14 protein-coding genes are annotated in these 14,872 nt (G+C 58.8%); 6 read left to right on the forward strand and 8 right to left on the reverse strand.

From position 1 onward, the window contains the following. Nucleotides 1-73 precede the first annotated feature (73 nt). The 5 genes from H1B37_RS07100 (at nucleotide 74) to H1B37_RS07120 (ending at nucleotide 4,780) form a co-directional block, all read left to right on the forward strand. Nucleotides 74-841 carry a metallophosphoesterase family protein gene (locus tag H1B37_RS07100; protein WP_182865933.1) on the forward strand — a complete coding sequence of 256 codons (768 nt, stop codon included), beginning with the start codon at nucleotides 74-76 and terminating at the stop codon, nucleotides 839-841. Further along, nucleotides 842-1,621 (forward strand): metallophosphoesterase family protein, encoded by a 780-nt coding sequence (locus H1B37_RS07105; RefSeq protein WP_182865934.1) that lies wholly within the window; start codon nucleotides 842-844, stop codon nucleotides 1,619-1,621. It abuts the gene before it with no gap. A 223-nt stretch (nucleotides 1,622-1,844) separates the two neighbouring features. Continuing rightward, nucleotides 1,845-3,095 (forward strand): DUF1559 domain-containing protein, encoded by a 1,251-nt coding sequence (locus H1B37_RS07110; RefSeq protein ID WP_182865935.1) that lies wholly within the window; start codon nucleotides 1,845-1,847, stop codon nucleotides 3,093-3,095. A gap of 28 nt (nucleotides 3,096-3,123) precedes the next feature. Further along, complete coding sequence (locus H1B37_RS07115; protein ID WP_182865936.1) at nucleotides 3,124-3,318, forward strand: hypothetical protein; 195 nt, start codon at nucleotides 3,124-3,126, stop codon at nucleotides 3,316-3,318. Between the two features lie 469 nt (nucleotides 3,319-3,787). Beyond that, nucleotides 3,788-4,780: a ThuA domain-containing protein gene (locus H1B37_RS07120; RefSeq protein WP_182865937.1), complete on the forward strand. Its 993-nt coding sequence runs from the start codon at nucleotides 3,788-3,790 to the stop codon at nucleotides 4,778-4,780. Between the two features lie 47 nt (nucleotides 4,781-4,827). Here the strand turns inward: H1B37_RS07120 and H1B37_RS07125 are convergent, their stop codons facing one another. Next, on the reverse strand, nucleotides 4,828-5,283 hold the full coding sequence (locus H1B37_RS07125) for a DUF3859 domain-containing protein (RefSeq protein WP_182865938.1): 456 nt from the start codon (nucleotides 5,281-5,283) through the stop codon (nucleotides 4,828-4,830). Between the two features lie 93 nt (nucleotides 5,284-5,376). Here H1B37_RS07125 and H1B37_RS07130 point away from each other — a divergent pair, with 93 nt between their 5' ends. Further along, entirely contained in the window at nucleotides 5,377-6,105 is a 729-nt protein-coding gene (locus H1B37_RS07130) for a YqjF family protein (protein ID WP_182865939.1), read from the forward strand. Nucleotides 6,106-6,164: 59 nt separating this feature from the next. On the opposite strand, the gene H1B37_RS07135 is transcribed toward H1B37_RS07130, so the two are convergent. The 7 genes from H1B37_RS07135 to H1B37_RS07165 form a co-directional block, all read right to left on the reverse strand. After that, entirely contained in the window at nucleotides 6,165-7,736 is a 1,572-nt protein-coding gene (locus tag H1B37_RS07135; RefSeq protein ID WP_182865940.1) for a prenyltransferase/squalene oxidase repeat-containing protein, read from the reverse strand. Between the two features lie 716 nt (nucleotides 7,737-8,452). Next, a complete protein-coding gene (locus H1B37_RS07140; RefSeq protein WP_182865941.1) occupies nucleotides 8,453-8,818 on the reverse strand; it encodes a cytochrome C oxidase subunit IV family protein in 366 nt (121 codons plus the stop codon). A gap of 70 nt (nucleotides 8,819-8,888) precedes the next feature. Continuing rightward, nucleotides 8,889-10,154 carry a cytochrome c oxidase subunit 3 gene (locus H1B37_RS07145; protein WP_182865942.1) on the reverse strand — a complete coding sequence of 422 codons (1,266 nt, stop codon included), beginning with the start codon at nucleotides 10,152-10,154 and terminating at the stop codon, nucleotides 8,889-8,891. 119 nt (nucleotides 10,155-10,273) lie between these two features. After that, nucleotides 10,274-12,043 carry a cytochrome c oxidase subunit I gene (locus tag H1B37_RS07150; protein WP_182865943.1) on the reverse strand — a complete coding sequence of 590 codons (1,770 nt, stop codon included), beginning with the start codon at nucleotides 12,041-12,043 and terminating at the stop codon, nucleotides 10,274-10,276. Nucleotides 12,044-12,323: 280 nt separating this feature from the next. Continuing rightward, nucleotides 12,324-13,505, reverse strand: a complete 1,182-nt coding sequence (locus H1B37_RS07155; protein ID WP_286177498.1) for a cytochrome c oxidase subunit II — start codon at nucleotides 13,503-13,505, stop codon at nucleotides 12,324-12,326. 85 nt (nucleotides 13,506-13,590) lie between these two features. Beyond that, nucleotides 13,591-14,547 carry an SCO family protein gene (locus H1B37_RS07160; protein ID WP_182865945.1) on the reverse strand — a complete coding sequence of 319 codons (957 nt, stop codon included), beginning with the start codon at nucleotides 14,545-14,547 and terminating at the stop codon, nucleotides 13,591-13,593. Next, nucleotides 14,522-14,851, reverse strand: coding sequence for a hypothetical protein (locus H1B37_RS07165; RefSeq protein WP_182865946.1), 330 nt, complete (start codon nucleotides 14,849-14,851; stop codon nucleotides 14,522-14,524). Before H1B37_RS07165 ends, H1B37_RS07160 begins: the two co-directional genes overlap by 26 nt. Between the last annotated feature and the right edge of the window lie 21 nt (nucleotides 14,852-14,872).

The raw sequence follows: 14,872 nt of genomic DNA on the forward strand, positions 1-14,872 counted from the left end.
CGCCGACCGATGGATTCGTTTGTCGAACCCCATTTTGATTCTCAGCCCTTTTTTCCCGCCAGGACCAAACAAAGTGAAGCGAGCCCTGATCAGCGACATTCACGGCAACCTTGAAGCGCTGCTCGCGGTTCTGGCCGATATCGGTACCCAATCGGTAGACGAAATTTACTGTCTGGGCGACATCATTGGCTATGGGCCCAATCCCTGCGAATGCCTGGACCAGGTGATGAAACACTGCAAGGTCACCATCCTGGGCAACCACGACCAGGCCGCGCTGTTCGATCCCGACGGCTTCAACCCGATGGCGTTGCAGGCGATTTACTGGACCCGCGACCAACTGGACAACGGCCCCGGCAACGCCTCCCAAGTCAACGGACGCTGGGATTTCCTAGGCGAATTGCCCCGCTACTGTGACGAGGATCAATACAAGTTCGTTCACGGATCCCCCCGCGATCCGACCAACGAGTACGTTTTCCCCGAATACATTTTCGATCAGCGGAAAATGGAAATCTTGTTCGGCAAGGTCAAACAATACTGCTTCATGGGGCACACGCACTTGCCGGGGATCTTCACGACGAACTGTGAGTTCATCCAGCCCGATGAATGCGACTACCAATATCGGCTGACCAGCGAAAAAGCGATGGTCAACGTCGGCAGCGTCGGCCAACCGCGTGACGAAGACAACCGCGCGTGTTACGTGATCTTGGACAAAGACGCCCCCGGCGGTCCTACCGTCAACTATCGCCGAGTCGAATATGACATTGAAACGACAGCCAACAAGATTTACGCCCAACCCGACTTGTCCGACCAACTCGGCGACCGAATCAAACACGGACGTTAAGTGACCCGAACTGCGATCCTAAGCGATATCCACGGCAACCTGACCGCGCTGCGGGCCGTGCTGGAGCATGTCCAAACCCAACAAGTTGACCGCATCGTCTGCCTGGGCGATGTCGTCGGCTACGGCCCCCAACCCTGCGAATGCCTGGACGTGGTGATGGAGTTCGCGTTCTGCGTGCTCGGCAACCACGACAGCAGCGCGCTGTTCGACCCCGAAGGATTCAACGCCGCGGCCGAACAAGCAATCTTCTGGACCCGCAGCAAGCTGGAAAACCACGCCGGTGATTCCGCTGGCGACGCCGCCCCCCCCTCGGATTCCCGCCGGCGGCTGGATTTCCTGTGCGGGCTGCCACGCACCATCCGCGAAGAAAACATCCTGTTCGTGCACGGATCCCCACGCGGACCGACCAACGAATATGTCATGCCCGAGGACATCCAGAACAGCAAGAAGATGGAAAAGTTGTTCTCGCTGGTCCCGCACCTGTGTTTCCAAGGTCACACCCACGTACCAGGCATCTTTACCACCGACCTGCAATTTCTGCGGCCCCATGATGTCGCCGAAGGCTACGACGTCAGCGATCCGTCGACGCGGCTGATGATCAATGTCGGCAGCGTCGGCCAGCCACGCGACCTGGATCCACGCAGCTGTTACGTGATCTACGACCAGCAACAGGTCTTCTTTCACCGCGTCGAATACGACATCGAAGACACGATCGCGAAAATCGAAGCCGAGACCGAACTCGATAACTTTCTCGGCTACCGACTCCGCGACGGCCGCTAGCATCGGCAACCCGTAGTGGACGACGCGAGGAGTCCTCGCAGTTGGCAATCCGAATGGACTCGTCGCCTCGTCCACTACTGGTAGATCAAATTCACGGCCGAAAAGCCACAAAAGTGACAATCAACCGCATTAACTGACATTTTCGCCGGTAGAACCACCCCAAAAAGGAATACATTGAAGGCTACCTTGCCATTCTTTTCTATTTCCTTTTCAGGAGGCTCTTATGAATCGGCATGCGAAATCGGGCTTCACGCTTGTGGAGCTGTTGGTTGTCATCGCCATTATCGGCATCTTGGTCGGACTGCTGCTGCCGGCAGTCCAAGCGGCTCGCGAAGCGGCGCGACGGATGAGCTGCAGTAACAATTTCCGGCAAATCGGGATCGCCGTGCACAATTACCACGCAGCCTACAAAGAGCTGCCGATGCATGGGGTGGGAACGACCAGCCCCGGCGGAGCCGCACCCTCATTCGGCCAAACAGGACCGAACCATGATTGGTGGCGGAATTATTCCCACTCTAACTCGTGGCGGTTGAGCGCCCTGGTTGGCCTGACCCCGTTCATGGAGCAGCAAGGGATTTGGGACCAAATCTCCAATCCCAACAACAAGGACGCCATCGACTCGACGGTGGTCTACAATCCGCCCTGGCCACCGATGGGACCGGTCCCCACTCAGGCCAGGTACATCCCCTGGGTGACGGAAATCCCGACCTTGCGCTGCCCGAGTGACCCGGGCGTCGGCTTGCCGGCCCTGGGACGAACCAACTACGCCGTCAACCTGGGCGATTCGTGTTATTGGTCGATTCGCGGCGGGCGTCAGTTCCCCAACCCCGAAGACGGAACGTACCCGGAAACCAGCGGTTGGATGCAGCACTCATTGGCGACCGACCGCGGGATGTTTGTTCAACACAAACGGGCGAAGTTCCGCGACGTGCTGGACGGATTGTCCAACACGATCGCGATGGCCGAAATCGCAACCGACCTGGGTGACCGGGACAAACGTACGCTGGCGGACCATGAATCGACTCAAGCCTGGGCGTTGATTCGTGACAACCCGAAATGGTGCGAGGACCAAGGTTACCTCGATCCGGATCGTCCTCGATTCTGGGAGCCGAACCTGCAAATGATGAACCGCACCAACGGACGCGGATTCCGCTGGGCCGATCACCGGGTCGAGATGACCACGATTCACACGATTCTGCCGCCCAACTCGGAAATCTGTGCTCAACGGAACCCCGGCGGGACCTTCCTGGCTCCGCCCAGTAGCCGCCACCAGGGCGGTGCGCACATCCTGATGGGTGATGGCGCGGTCGTGTTCATGACCGATTCGGTCGAGGCCGGCAACAGTCGCGCCGGTATGGTTTGGCGAAATGGTACCGGTGGACAAACCCCCGGCAGCATCAGCCCCTATGGCCTTTGGGGTGCACTGGGCACGCGGGCAAGCAATGAAACGATTGAAGAACAACTCAATCAGTAGTCTTCCGCTTGCCCAAAGGAGTCACGCAATGAGACCTCAATTTTTCTGGCCCGTTGTTTTTGCGGCCCTGCTGGCATTGCCCTTGGCCGGGTGCGGAGAGCCGCAACCGTCCAACGTGATGGAGAGCGCCGACGAGCAAGCGTTTGCCGATTACGAACGCATGATCTCCGAAGACGCGAACGTCCAAAACGATGCGGAACCGGACCAGCAGAAACCTGAGTAGGTCGCCGCGGACTGAGTCTGCGTTTGCCACAGAGCCCCTCGCGAGTCATCGCGGGGGGCTTTTTCTTTTGTGACATGCCTAGTACCCACCACATCTCAACGGGACGGCCCCGAGCGACCTCGCTGACGGGCACACAGGCAACCGACAAAGACAGCGTTCCATCGCATCCTTATTTGATCACAGAGTGAATTCCACTGCGGTCTGTTTTGGCCAGAGCGGGGCTGGAGGGAAAGGGCATCGACCCAACCAGTTTTCGCCGCGCTGGCCCCCTCATCCCCAGCCCTTCTCCCCCGCAAAGCCGGGGGAGAAGGGAGCCATTGTAAATCGTGTAGACACCAATACTTAAAGGGCGGGTTTTGTCTAAACTCTGTGCCTCGAGCACACGTTGCGGCTAGGGGAGTTACATTGGAGAATTGATTCCCCGCAGTCCTTTTTTGCCCCCACCTTATCAAACAACATCTCCACCACCATGAAACAAGCCACTCGCCGCGCGATCAACGTCGCCCTGCTGTCCCTTTTCGCCCTCGCCCCCCTTTCCGGCTTTCTGACACAAGCGAGTGGTGAGGACGCGAAACTGCGGGCGTTGATCATCGACGGTCAAAACAACCACGCCGCGTGGCCACAAACCACAATGATGACCAAGCAGTACCTAGAGGAATCCGGCCGCTTCACCGTCGACATCCAGCGGACGCAATTCACTTGGAAAGGCGGCAAACTGCTCGAACAATTCCCGCTCGAGGACGGCAAGCAGTACCAAGACCTGCCCCAACCCAAATCCGATCCGGATTTCAAACCCGACTTTGCCGACTACGACGTCGTGATCAGCAACTTCGGCTGGAACGCGGCGCCCTGGCCCGAAGCGACGCAAAAGGCGTTGGAAGACTTCATCGCCGGCGGCGGCGGCCTGGTCGTGATCCACGCCGCCGACAACTCGTTTGCAGAATGGAACGAGTTCAACAAGATGATCGGCCTGGGCGGCTGGGGCGGCCGAAATGAGCAATCCGGCCCCTACGTCTACCTGAACCTGGACGGCGAAGTCGTCCGCGACACCAGCGCCGGACCGGGCGGCAACCACGGACCGGCGCACGAGTACCAGGTCGTCGTGCGCACGCCCGACCACCCGATCGTCAAAGGCCTGCCGAGCGCCTGGATGCACACCAAAGACGAACTGTATCAAAAGCTACGCGGACCGGCGGTCAACATGACCATCCTGGCCACCGCCTACGCCGACCCCAAATACAAGGGCACCGGCCGCCACGAACCCAAGCTGATGACGATCGACTACGACAAGGGGCGGATCTTCCACACCACGATGGGACACGACGCCGTCTCCTTCAGTGGAGTCGGGTTCATTACCACACTGGTCCGCGGCTGTGAATGGGCGGCGACCGGCGAGGTGACGTTGACCGACGTGCCGGAGGATTTCCCAAGTCCGACGGAAAGTAGCGCGAGGGAGTTTTAGCGGCTCAGGTCCGAGAGGACAGAAAAAGGGGGGGCAGAAAAATCGTGCTAAAGCCCGGGAATCCATAGCAAGCGATACTGGCGGCGCAGCGGTTCAGCGGCGCGCCGCTGGTTGGCGGGGTGATAGACTTCGAAACTTTGCTCGACCACGATCTGGTCTTCCAAAGTGAGCGTCATTCGCCAGGTGCCGATCTTGTCTTGGATCGGTTCCCAGACGGTGTCGCCCAGATAGAAATCCCAGTCGTTGGTTTTCACATAGACCACGTCTTCAAAGGGTGGCCGGCGTTTGCCCTGGGCATCACGAATCCCGGGGTGGTCGATACAAAAGTGCAGCGGCAGGTTCTTGCCGCCCACCACGTTGATCACCAATCCGAACTCGACGTCCACTTCCGCCGGAATCCGCGTGGTGGATTCAAGAAACGACGGCAACTCCTTCGACCCGGAATCCCATTTCGAATACCGTCCATAGGTTCGTACGCTGACTTCCGGTTTCTGTTTTGCCATCGAATTTGATCCCCGGGTTAGCGGAGTTTGTCAACAAGTCACTGGCGACTTTCGCTGCCGCTATAACCCTATCTTCAAAAATGGGCGACGTCGATGATCGATCGCTTGGCACCCTCGCAACGACCTCCCGGGGCCAATTCGGGCACGCAACGTTGGGAGTCATTGCTATTTTGTCACTGGGAGTTCGATGCGGCCCAACTGCGGCCCCATCTTCCCGCTGCGATGGAATTGGACACGTACGGCGGCCGCGCGTTCGTCGGCATCGTTCCCTTCAAGATGCGCCACATACGACCGTCCTGGCTGCCGCGCCACTTGGCGTTCAACTTTCTGGAAACCAACGTCCGGACCTATGTGGTCCACAACGACCGGCCCGGCGTCTACTTCTTTTCGCTCGACGCCAGTTCGCGTTTGGCAGTCCTGGCGGCACGGATCGGTTGGTCGCTTCCATACTATTTTGCACGGATGTCCAACGAACAGCGTGGCGACGAGCAAATCTACCAGAGCGTTCGCCGTGGCGGACGCGCCAATCACCGAGTCGCGTTTCGCGTGACCGATCACTTGGGCCCCTCCACCCCCGACTCGCTGGAACACTTTTTATTTGAGCGTTACTTACTGTTCGTCGAAAAGAACCGGCGGGTGTACTGCGGCCAAGTGCACCACAAACCCTATGACGTGTGGTCGGCCGAAGTGACGGAGATAGACGACCAGTTGATCGCCTCCGCCGGGCTACCGAAGCCGCAGCAACGCCCAGCCCTTGCCCACTACTCCCCGGGCGTGGATGTCGAAGTGTTTGCAATCCGAGACACCAAATCGCTGCACTGACGCATGGCGACGTCGCGGTATCATTGTGTCCGTCGGACGGAGAGTGAGTGACGCGACGGTCACAGCGGAAACTCCGGCGGCTGGTCGTACAGCGGCAGGAACCGGTAATAAACCTCCAAGGTCAACGCGCACATCGCGGTCGTGTAAACGCGGCCGCCGATATCGCCCCATTTGTCATGAAAGTGCCAGCTGCCGGTTTCGTGGCCTTCGGTCGCCTGGCTGCGCACCAGATGATCGCGTAGTTGATCGTTCCAGGTCTCCCAGCCGCGATGGCGATAATGGTGCAACGCCATCGTCGCGTAATAATCGTGATACACATTGGTCAGCGTCGGGCCGTCTTCGGCCAGCTGGTCGACCGCCTCATCAAACAACGTGTACCCGGGTGATTGCCCCAAGTAAATCAACAACGCAAGCGCGATCGCGGTCGTCGTCTTTTCCGCTTTCGGCGAACGATAACCGAACCGGAATTCCGGTTCTTCGCGAACGCTCATCAAGAACGCTTTGGCGCGGCTGAAGGTATCGCTGCGGGTTTGAATCCCTGCCTTGCGGGCCCCGATCAGTGACAAGATCTGCCAGCCGGTCAGGGTGGTGTCGCCGGGGCTGCCGGGCGTGTACCCCCACGAACCATTGTCATGCTGCGCCAGCACGGTAAATCGAGTGCCGAGGTTGGCGTAATGATACAGATCGCTGTCATAGCGATCGTCATGCTTGGTCATCCCCAAGGCTTCGGAAATCGCCATCAGCGCGATCCCATGCCCGTACATGCTGCCGCCTTGTTGCCAGTCGTACCCGAATTGCGTCTGTGCCGCGGTGCCGCGCAAGTAGTAAAGTCCGCGTTGGACGACATCCTGGTACGGTCCGGTCTCGGAGGTGTAGCCGGCCCCCAGGAACGCCAGCAGGGCCAGTCCTGTTGCCGCGGTTGACGGCGTCGGTGTGTCGTCATTCTCCTTCCTGCCGTGCCGACATCGACCTTCACAGGGAGCCAAACGCAGATCGAACGACCAGGAACCGTCGTGTCGTTGATGGTTCGCCAACCAGCGCAACGCGTTTTCCACGGCCGCCTCGCTGGCCGCCGTCGCACCGTAGCGATCACCGTACTTTTTCCTTCCCTCCGGCGTTCGCGCGGACATCCCGCCGCCGCCCAGGAAAACGACGTGGTCGGCCGCCCGTGTGGCTCCGCCGGACAGCGCGCCCTGCAGCGAATTCTCTTCCATCACCGACGCCTGTTCGGGCGCAAGGACCGACGCGTCGGCAAGCTGGTCGCTGACAACCACGTTCTCAACGTCGACAGGCAACTCCTGCGACTCGTTTTGATTCTCAGCCGTCGCCTCGGCAATGGTGATACTTTCCAGCCGGGCGGTCGGTTCCGGACCCGACCAAGCCCCGTCGATCAACAGCCCCCGCTCGGTGCCTCCCATCCGGTACGTCAGCAGCGCCAGAATGATCAGTGCGATCAGGTGCAAGACGGCACTGACCAGCCAGGAAGAATTGCGAATCGTCGCCAGTCGGGCAACGATTCCCCGCGGTTGCTGGTCGGCGGACGCATCGGGGTCGACTGCGGGTGAAGGCTGTTCTCCCGCACAGGCGGGTTCGATTGGGGGTGCGGTGGCTGGTGGCGCTGTCGCCGCCACGCCAGATTGAGATTGCGCAGGCGTCCGACGGTGACCTGTCGATGCGCTCGGCGGCGCGTCACGCCACCGCGCATCCGAATCGGCTGGCGACGAATCGGTCTGCATTGAATCGGTCAGGACAGTTTTGCGGGTCACGACGGGCCGAACTGACGGAAGAAGTTCGCCGCAAAAAGTTAAGAGCGGCACCGTTCCAGTATAGCTCGCCGCTAAAAACCGACCCGTCGGCCGCCACCGGACCAAACTCCCCTACCCAGCAATCCGTCGGGACGAGCACCGAGGTGAAGACGCACCCCTCCCCGCAAGGGAGGGTCGATTGGTGATGCTTGAGAGAATCCGAGCCGCAGGGAGGTGAAACTTATTACTGAGCGACTTGGTTTTCCAGTAAAGTGTTGTCGCCCGACAACCCAGAGGGCAGTCGCCTATTTCGATGCAGAACGTGGCCCTCGACTTCCACCGCAAAGCGGTGCCACAACACAGCCCGGGGTCGCGAAGCGCACCCCGGGTGCCGGGAAGAAATGAGAATTGGAACCCCATCGGGGTTCAACAAACGACGCAATGTGAACGGACCACGAAACGCTCACGCGCGTTAGGCGGCGCGTGTTGTTCAACCCCGTTTAAACTGGTTGCCCAAGGCGGCAATCGAATCGAGGCCTGGCAGGTTGAGTGACTTCAACGTTTGAAGTCCTCGAAAACCAATGCCCGTGGCCCAGTCTCCGCTACATCTCGGCCGGCGCGGCGACCACGGCGTCGTCCAACACGGGGATGTCGTCTTTGGCCGTTTGGCGGCTATCGAACAACGTGGCCATGATGAACAATCCGACGAACACAAACGAACCGATGAAGCACAGGATGTTGAACGGCTTGTCCCACGCCAGGTGCATGAAGATTGCACCGACCAAGACGGCTTTGATCGTTGCAATCACCATCACGATCAAGACGTCCAAACTGCCAAAGTTGAAGCTTGCTTGAGCGACCGTGATCACCGTCAACAGGGTCAGCACCAGGAAGGTGCCGGCCAACAGCGGAAGCGGCAGCGGGTGAGCGAAATCGTACCCTTCTTGAGCGTTTTCGTGAGCAGACATGAGAGATCGATACTGGGAAATTGTTTTGTTGAGGGTTCAGCCCGGTGCCGGGCACTGATCGCGGGAGCCGCTATCGAATCAGGTACATCAGCGGGAACAGATAGATCCAAATCATATCGACGATGTGCCAATACAATCCGACGTAGTCGACCGGACCGAAGTAATTGCGGTTGAAGTCCTGGCGGATTGAACGGACCAACAACCAAACCAGGACACCGATCCCGGCCAGAATGTGAATCGCGTGGATCCCGGTCATGCAGTAGTAGATGCTGAAGAACACGCCGGCGCGACTCGGTCGCAGCACGTCTTCGGGGGCACTGGCGATGGTGGCCGACGTGTCATCGGTCACATCGTAAAGGATACCGCCAGCGGACTGCTGTGACTGAGCCCGTCGAGCCGCCAATTCGTCTTGCAGGCCGGTGTTGGTTGCATCGCTCGCCAGTCGCTCGATGACCGCCAAGTCGGCGCTCTCGTTCACCATCGCACCGGCCGCCGGCAGATCGACCACGGCGTCCGCCGCAGGCTCTTCGGCGTGCTCGCCTTCCTTCTCATGCGAATGTTCTTCGCCATGTTCGGCTGCACCACCGTGTTCGCCTTCCACGGCGGCCACGGCCGCGTGGTCGCCCTCGTGATGCCCTTCTTCGCCGCCGCTTTCCAGGATCGTTCCCAGCCCAACACCGACGAAAAAGCACAGGCAGACGACCAACAGGGGTTTGGCACATTCAAATTGGAACTTCGCGCCGCGTAGGAAGCTGACGACCAACCAGACCGCGACACCGGCCGTGATGATCGCGAACGGGGCACAGATGTAGGCTAGGTAATTCGGGCCGCCGACCGGATGCGGGTTGCTCGGGTCGTAGCTGAACAAACCGGCGGGCAACAATCCCAAGTGCCATTTGTGGGAGTATTCGATCGCCTTGACGCCCAAAAATATCGTCGCACACGAGAGCGTCGTCGCCAGCATCACGGTCAGCAGCTTGTGCTGCTCTTTCTGGGCACAGCGAACACCCCACGCCATCGTGAAGGAGCTGAACAGCAGCACGCCGGTGTTGATCGCACCGAGCTTGGTATTCAAAAACTGGCTGCAACCTTCGAACACCTCCGGTCGCCAGGCACGAAAGATCGCATAGGCACAGAACATCCCGCTGAAAAACAGGACTTCCGTCACCAGGAACAACCACATCCCCAACTTGCCGCTGTCGAATTGCTGCTCGGGCGTGTCAAAATGGTGCGCCAAGTACGACGGGTGATCGTGATCACCGTGGCCATGGTCGGAATGTCCGTGACCGGGTTGTTCATGCGCGTCGGACACGAGCCCAGCGTCGGTAGTAGCCATTGAATGAATCAAGCAAGCGAAGGAATGAAAAACAAATACAACTCGTAAACGATAACAATCGACCGAATCGTCCGTCATCGGGATGCGACGATCCGGTCCATGATGAACGCGCCGGCGCTTTACTCCCCGGCGTGGGCGGGCGTTTCCGCGGGCGTCTCTGACGGAACCACTTCACGCTCCGGTTCGACCTTCACATAGCGATCCAATTCCGTATCCCAGCGAATGTCGCCGAACTCGTAGGGGTCGCCGACCACCGGAGCACGCTCGAAATTGTAAAACGGCGGCGGTGACGTGCAATTCCACTCCAGCGTCGCACCACCCCAGGGGTTGGCCGGAGCCTTTTTGCCGTTGATCAATGACATGATCAACACGAACAAGGCCACAAACAGCCCCACGCCCAGGATCAGTGCCCCATAGGTACTCATCTGGTGCAGCGGCGCGAACTCCGGATCGTAGGTCGCATAACGACGCGGCATCCCGCGGCTGCCCAAAATGAACTGGGGCAGGAAGGTCAAGTTGAAGCCGATGAAGACCAGTGCGGCCGAGATCAGCCCGCCAGCCTCGCTGTACATTTTGCCGACCATCTTGGGCCACCAGTGGAACACACCGCCCAAGAAGGAAACCACGGTGCCGCCGACCATCACGTAGTGGAAGTGGGCGACCACAAAGTACGTGTCGTGCAGGTGCATGTCGGTCGCCAGCGTCCCCAGGTGCAACCCGGTCAAGCCGCCGATGGTGAACAAGAAGATGAAGGCGATCGCATAGACCATCGGGGTGGTCAAACTGATCGACCCTTTGAACATCGTCGCCACCCAGTTGAACACCTTGATGGCCGATGGCACCGAAACGGTGAACGTCAACGCACTAAAGATGATCGTCGTGATCGGGCTCATCCCGCTGGTGAACATGTGGTGTCCCCAGACGATGAAGCTCAACAGTGCGATCGCGATCGACGAATAGGCGATGAAGCGATAGCCGAAAATCCGTTTGTGGCTGTGCACGCTGATCAATTCGCTGATGATGCCGAAGGCCGGCAAAATCATGATGTAAACCGCCGGGTGGCTGTAGAACCAGAAGAAGTGCTGGAACGTCACCGGGTCCCCGTTGTACTCGGGATCAAAAATCCCGATGTGCATCGTGCGTTCGGCGATCAACAACAACAGCGTGATCCCCAACACCGGCGTGGCCAGAACCTGGATAATGCTGGTCGAATAGGTCGCCCACAGGAACAACGGCATGCGGAACCAGGTCATTCCCGGCGGCCGCATCGTGTTGATCGTGACGATGAAGTTGAGTCCGGTAAAGATCGAACTGAAACCCAGGATGAACGCTCCCGTCGTCGCCAGAATGACCGACGAATCGGTCGTCGTGCTGTAAGGCGTGTAGAACGTCCAACCGGTGTCCAATCCGCTGGCCAACAGTGCCATGACGAAGAACACCGCACCGCCGACCCACAGGTAAAAACTGCTCAGGTTCAAACGCGGGAACGCGACGTCCTTGGCTCCCAGCATGACCGGCACCAGGAAATTGCCCAGTGCCGCGGGAATACTGGGGATGATGAACAGGAACACCATGATCGCCCCGTGCAACGTGAACACCTGATTGTAGATGTCGTTGGGGGCTTTGTCCGGGGCCAGCCACTGGAACAAGCCGTTGTTGAACAGGATCCCGTCGGGGGCGAACAGGTGCAGACGAATTCCGAGCGCCAGCAGCCCGCCCAGCAGGAACGCGGTCGACACGCCGATCAGATACATCATGCCGATGCGTTTGTGATCCAGCGTGAACGCCCAACTCAAAATCCCCTTTGAGTTGGTCAGGTAGTTCTCTTGCGAAGTCGGATAGCCAGGGTCTTTGACTTCATAGCCCGACGGCACGGATCCTGCAGACATCTCTCACCTCGATGGAAACTTCATTCGGCCAGAGCACGCGACCGACCGGGCCGTCGAGCGCCCCCAGCGGACCAAGCCCGCGGGACGATCGAAAAGGCCGTTTCGGCGGCGTCTCTTTCTACTGAATGTTTTCTCTTTGATTCACAAATGGGTTGGTTGGTTGTTTTCTCAGGGTCAACCGCAACAGCGATTGTCCCAGATTTCCCGAGTGTTCGGGAGTCAATTTGCGGAGATCACTCCGGCTTCTTGTTGATTCTTTGTTGCCGCGACCGCCACTGGTTCATTCGACCGACACAGGTTCGGCGTCAGCATCCTCTGCCGCCGCCGTTTCGGCAGCTTCGTCCGCCGCCGATTCCGAAGCTTCTTCCGCTGCCGACGCGTCACCCAGGCTCTTGATGAACTCGATCAGACTGTAAATATCGTCGTCCGAAAGCTGGCCTTTGTAGCTAGGCATCACCGGTTGGTAGGCCACACCCTGTTGGATGGCGACTTTGGCTTTCGGGTTGAGGATCGATTCGCGGATGTAGTTTTCGTCGACTTTGACCGGATCGCCGCCGACGATTTCTCGCATCGTGCCGAAGCTGCCTTGGTAGGAGGGTCCGACCATCCGCGTGCCGTCGATCGAGTGGCAGCTTTTGCAACCGCGCCGCTCGTACAGCTTGGCACCGTAGGCGGCCGGCGACTCATCGGGTCCACGCGAACTGTATTGCTTGATCCAGGCGTCCAGTTCTTCTTGGGTCTCGTGCACGACCACAACCGTCTGCATTTCCGAATGGTTGGTCCCGCAATATTCGGCACAGTACAGGTCATAGAACGTGTATCCGTCGGGCGTGCACTGACGCTCGTCGTAGTTCCAAGACAGGTTTTCTTCCTTATCCTTGGCGGCCAGTTGTTTAAGCTCTTCGTCCGACATCACTTTCTCGCTCGGCTCCATCGCCTTGAACCAGATGTAATTGAATCGGCCCGGCACGATGTCCTTTTTGACGCGGAAGGCGGGGATGTACAGGCTGTGGATGACGTCTTTGCTGGTCATCGTCAACTTGGTCGGTTCCCCGGCGACGACGTGCAATTCCGGGTGGATGACGCCGTTGCCGTAGTTCATCCCCCAACCCCACTTGTAGGCATCCACGCCGACGTTGTAGGCACCTTCGGGAATCGAACGCATGTCCAGGTAACCGCGGGCGCCGAAGTAGAACATCACGACCAACAGAAATGACGGCCCGATCGACCAGACCAATTCCAGCGTCGTGTTGTGATCGGTCTGGCTGTCGGCCGGTTCGCCTTTCGCTTTTCGATACTTCCACGCGAAGCCGAACAAGGCCACCGCGATGGGCACGAAAAACACCACGCAGACGATGCTGATGAAATGAAACACCCAGTCGGATTCGCCGGAAAACGACGACGCGGATTTTGGGAAAACCGAGAGCTTGCTGCTGGTGTAGTCGCCTAACAGAGACATCATCGCGGGAGTTATTTGTGTCATTGGAAAAGGAAAGTATTCGTTGAAAGGCGACTGCCTCCGGGGCAGCCCCAAAATCGTTGTCGGTTTATTCGTTGCGATTATCGCGGTTGTCGCTCACGTGCCGCGGTGTTTCGTCGGCGGCCTGCGGGTTGCCCTTGCGTCCGACCCAGTAGGGCACCAATGCGGTCAACAACACCCCGATGAATCCCAGACCGCACAGCCGCATGATTCGCCACGCGTGCGGGGTGTAGGAATTGGAATCCGGGTCGTAGCTGTAGCACCACAAAATGAACTGATCGACCGCGTTGCCAACGGTCCCTTCACCGGCCTCGACCAACGCCAGTTTCAATTGCTCCGGCGGAAAGTCGATCGACAGCGAGTAACGCGTGATCACTCCTTCAGGCGAAACGAATGCCAGCATCGCCGGGTGGTTGTATTGTTTGTTGGCCGCGTCGTAGCGGTACTGAAACCCCAACGTGTCGGCCAGCTTCGTGATGATCGGTTGTTTGGCGGTGGCAAACGTCCACCCCTGGGCCGCAGCGGGTTGATTGGACAACACCGACACGTATTTGTCTTTGGTTTCCGCCGCGCGACGACTGGTTTCTTTGGGGTCGATGCTGACGGTCAGTATCCGGAAGTCTTTGTTGAGTTGTAAATCCAGCTGATTGAGCGATTCGGTCAACTTGTTCAGCTGGACGCTGCACAACATCGGACAATCGCTGTAGTTGAGCGTCACGATGGTGGGCAAGTTGCCGTTGATGACGTACCCGGTCTTGATCGCCCGGCCATCGGAATCGGTCAACGGCAAATTGGTCGGAATCGTTTCGCCCAAGTTCTGAACGACGGTGATGCCCCGTGCCTCCGGCGGAAGCCCCTCGTTCAAATCGACCTTGGACCCCAGACGGACCGCATCCTGAGCCACGGTGTCGCGTGGGGCGCAATGCACCGCGGCGAACATCAGCGCGATCGCGGCGGCGAGCCGCACGGTCTCCAGATGACTGGATCCTACGGGTGTGTTAGGTGGCGTCTTTAGTGTCGGCATCGTCTGAGTGATTGTCGGATTCCGCTTGGCTTTCCTTTGCCACCAGTTCCATCGCTTCGGAGATCGGAATGGTGACATTTCCGGTCAGCGGATCCGCTCCATATTTGGAAACGGCATCGAGTTGTTTGTCCAAAATCGCGTTCTGTCGCTTGTAGCTGCTCTCGGCCTGCAGTCGGCTTTGATGAGCATCCACCAACAGAAAGTACACGTATTGAACCGCCAAAATGGTCACCGCCGTCACAACGACAGAGGCGATTCCGATGATGAAAATCTGGCGGGTGTTCAGGTCGTCGTATTTGGCCATGGCTCTGTTTCGAAGTTTATC

Source organism: Stieleria mannarensis (assembly GCF_014154935.1).
Classification (GTDB): Bacteria; Planctomycetota; Planctomycetia; order Pirellulales; family Pirellulaceae; genus Stieleria; species Stieleria mannarensis.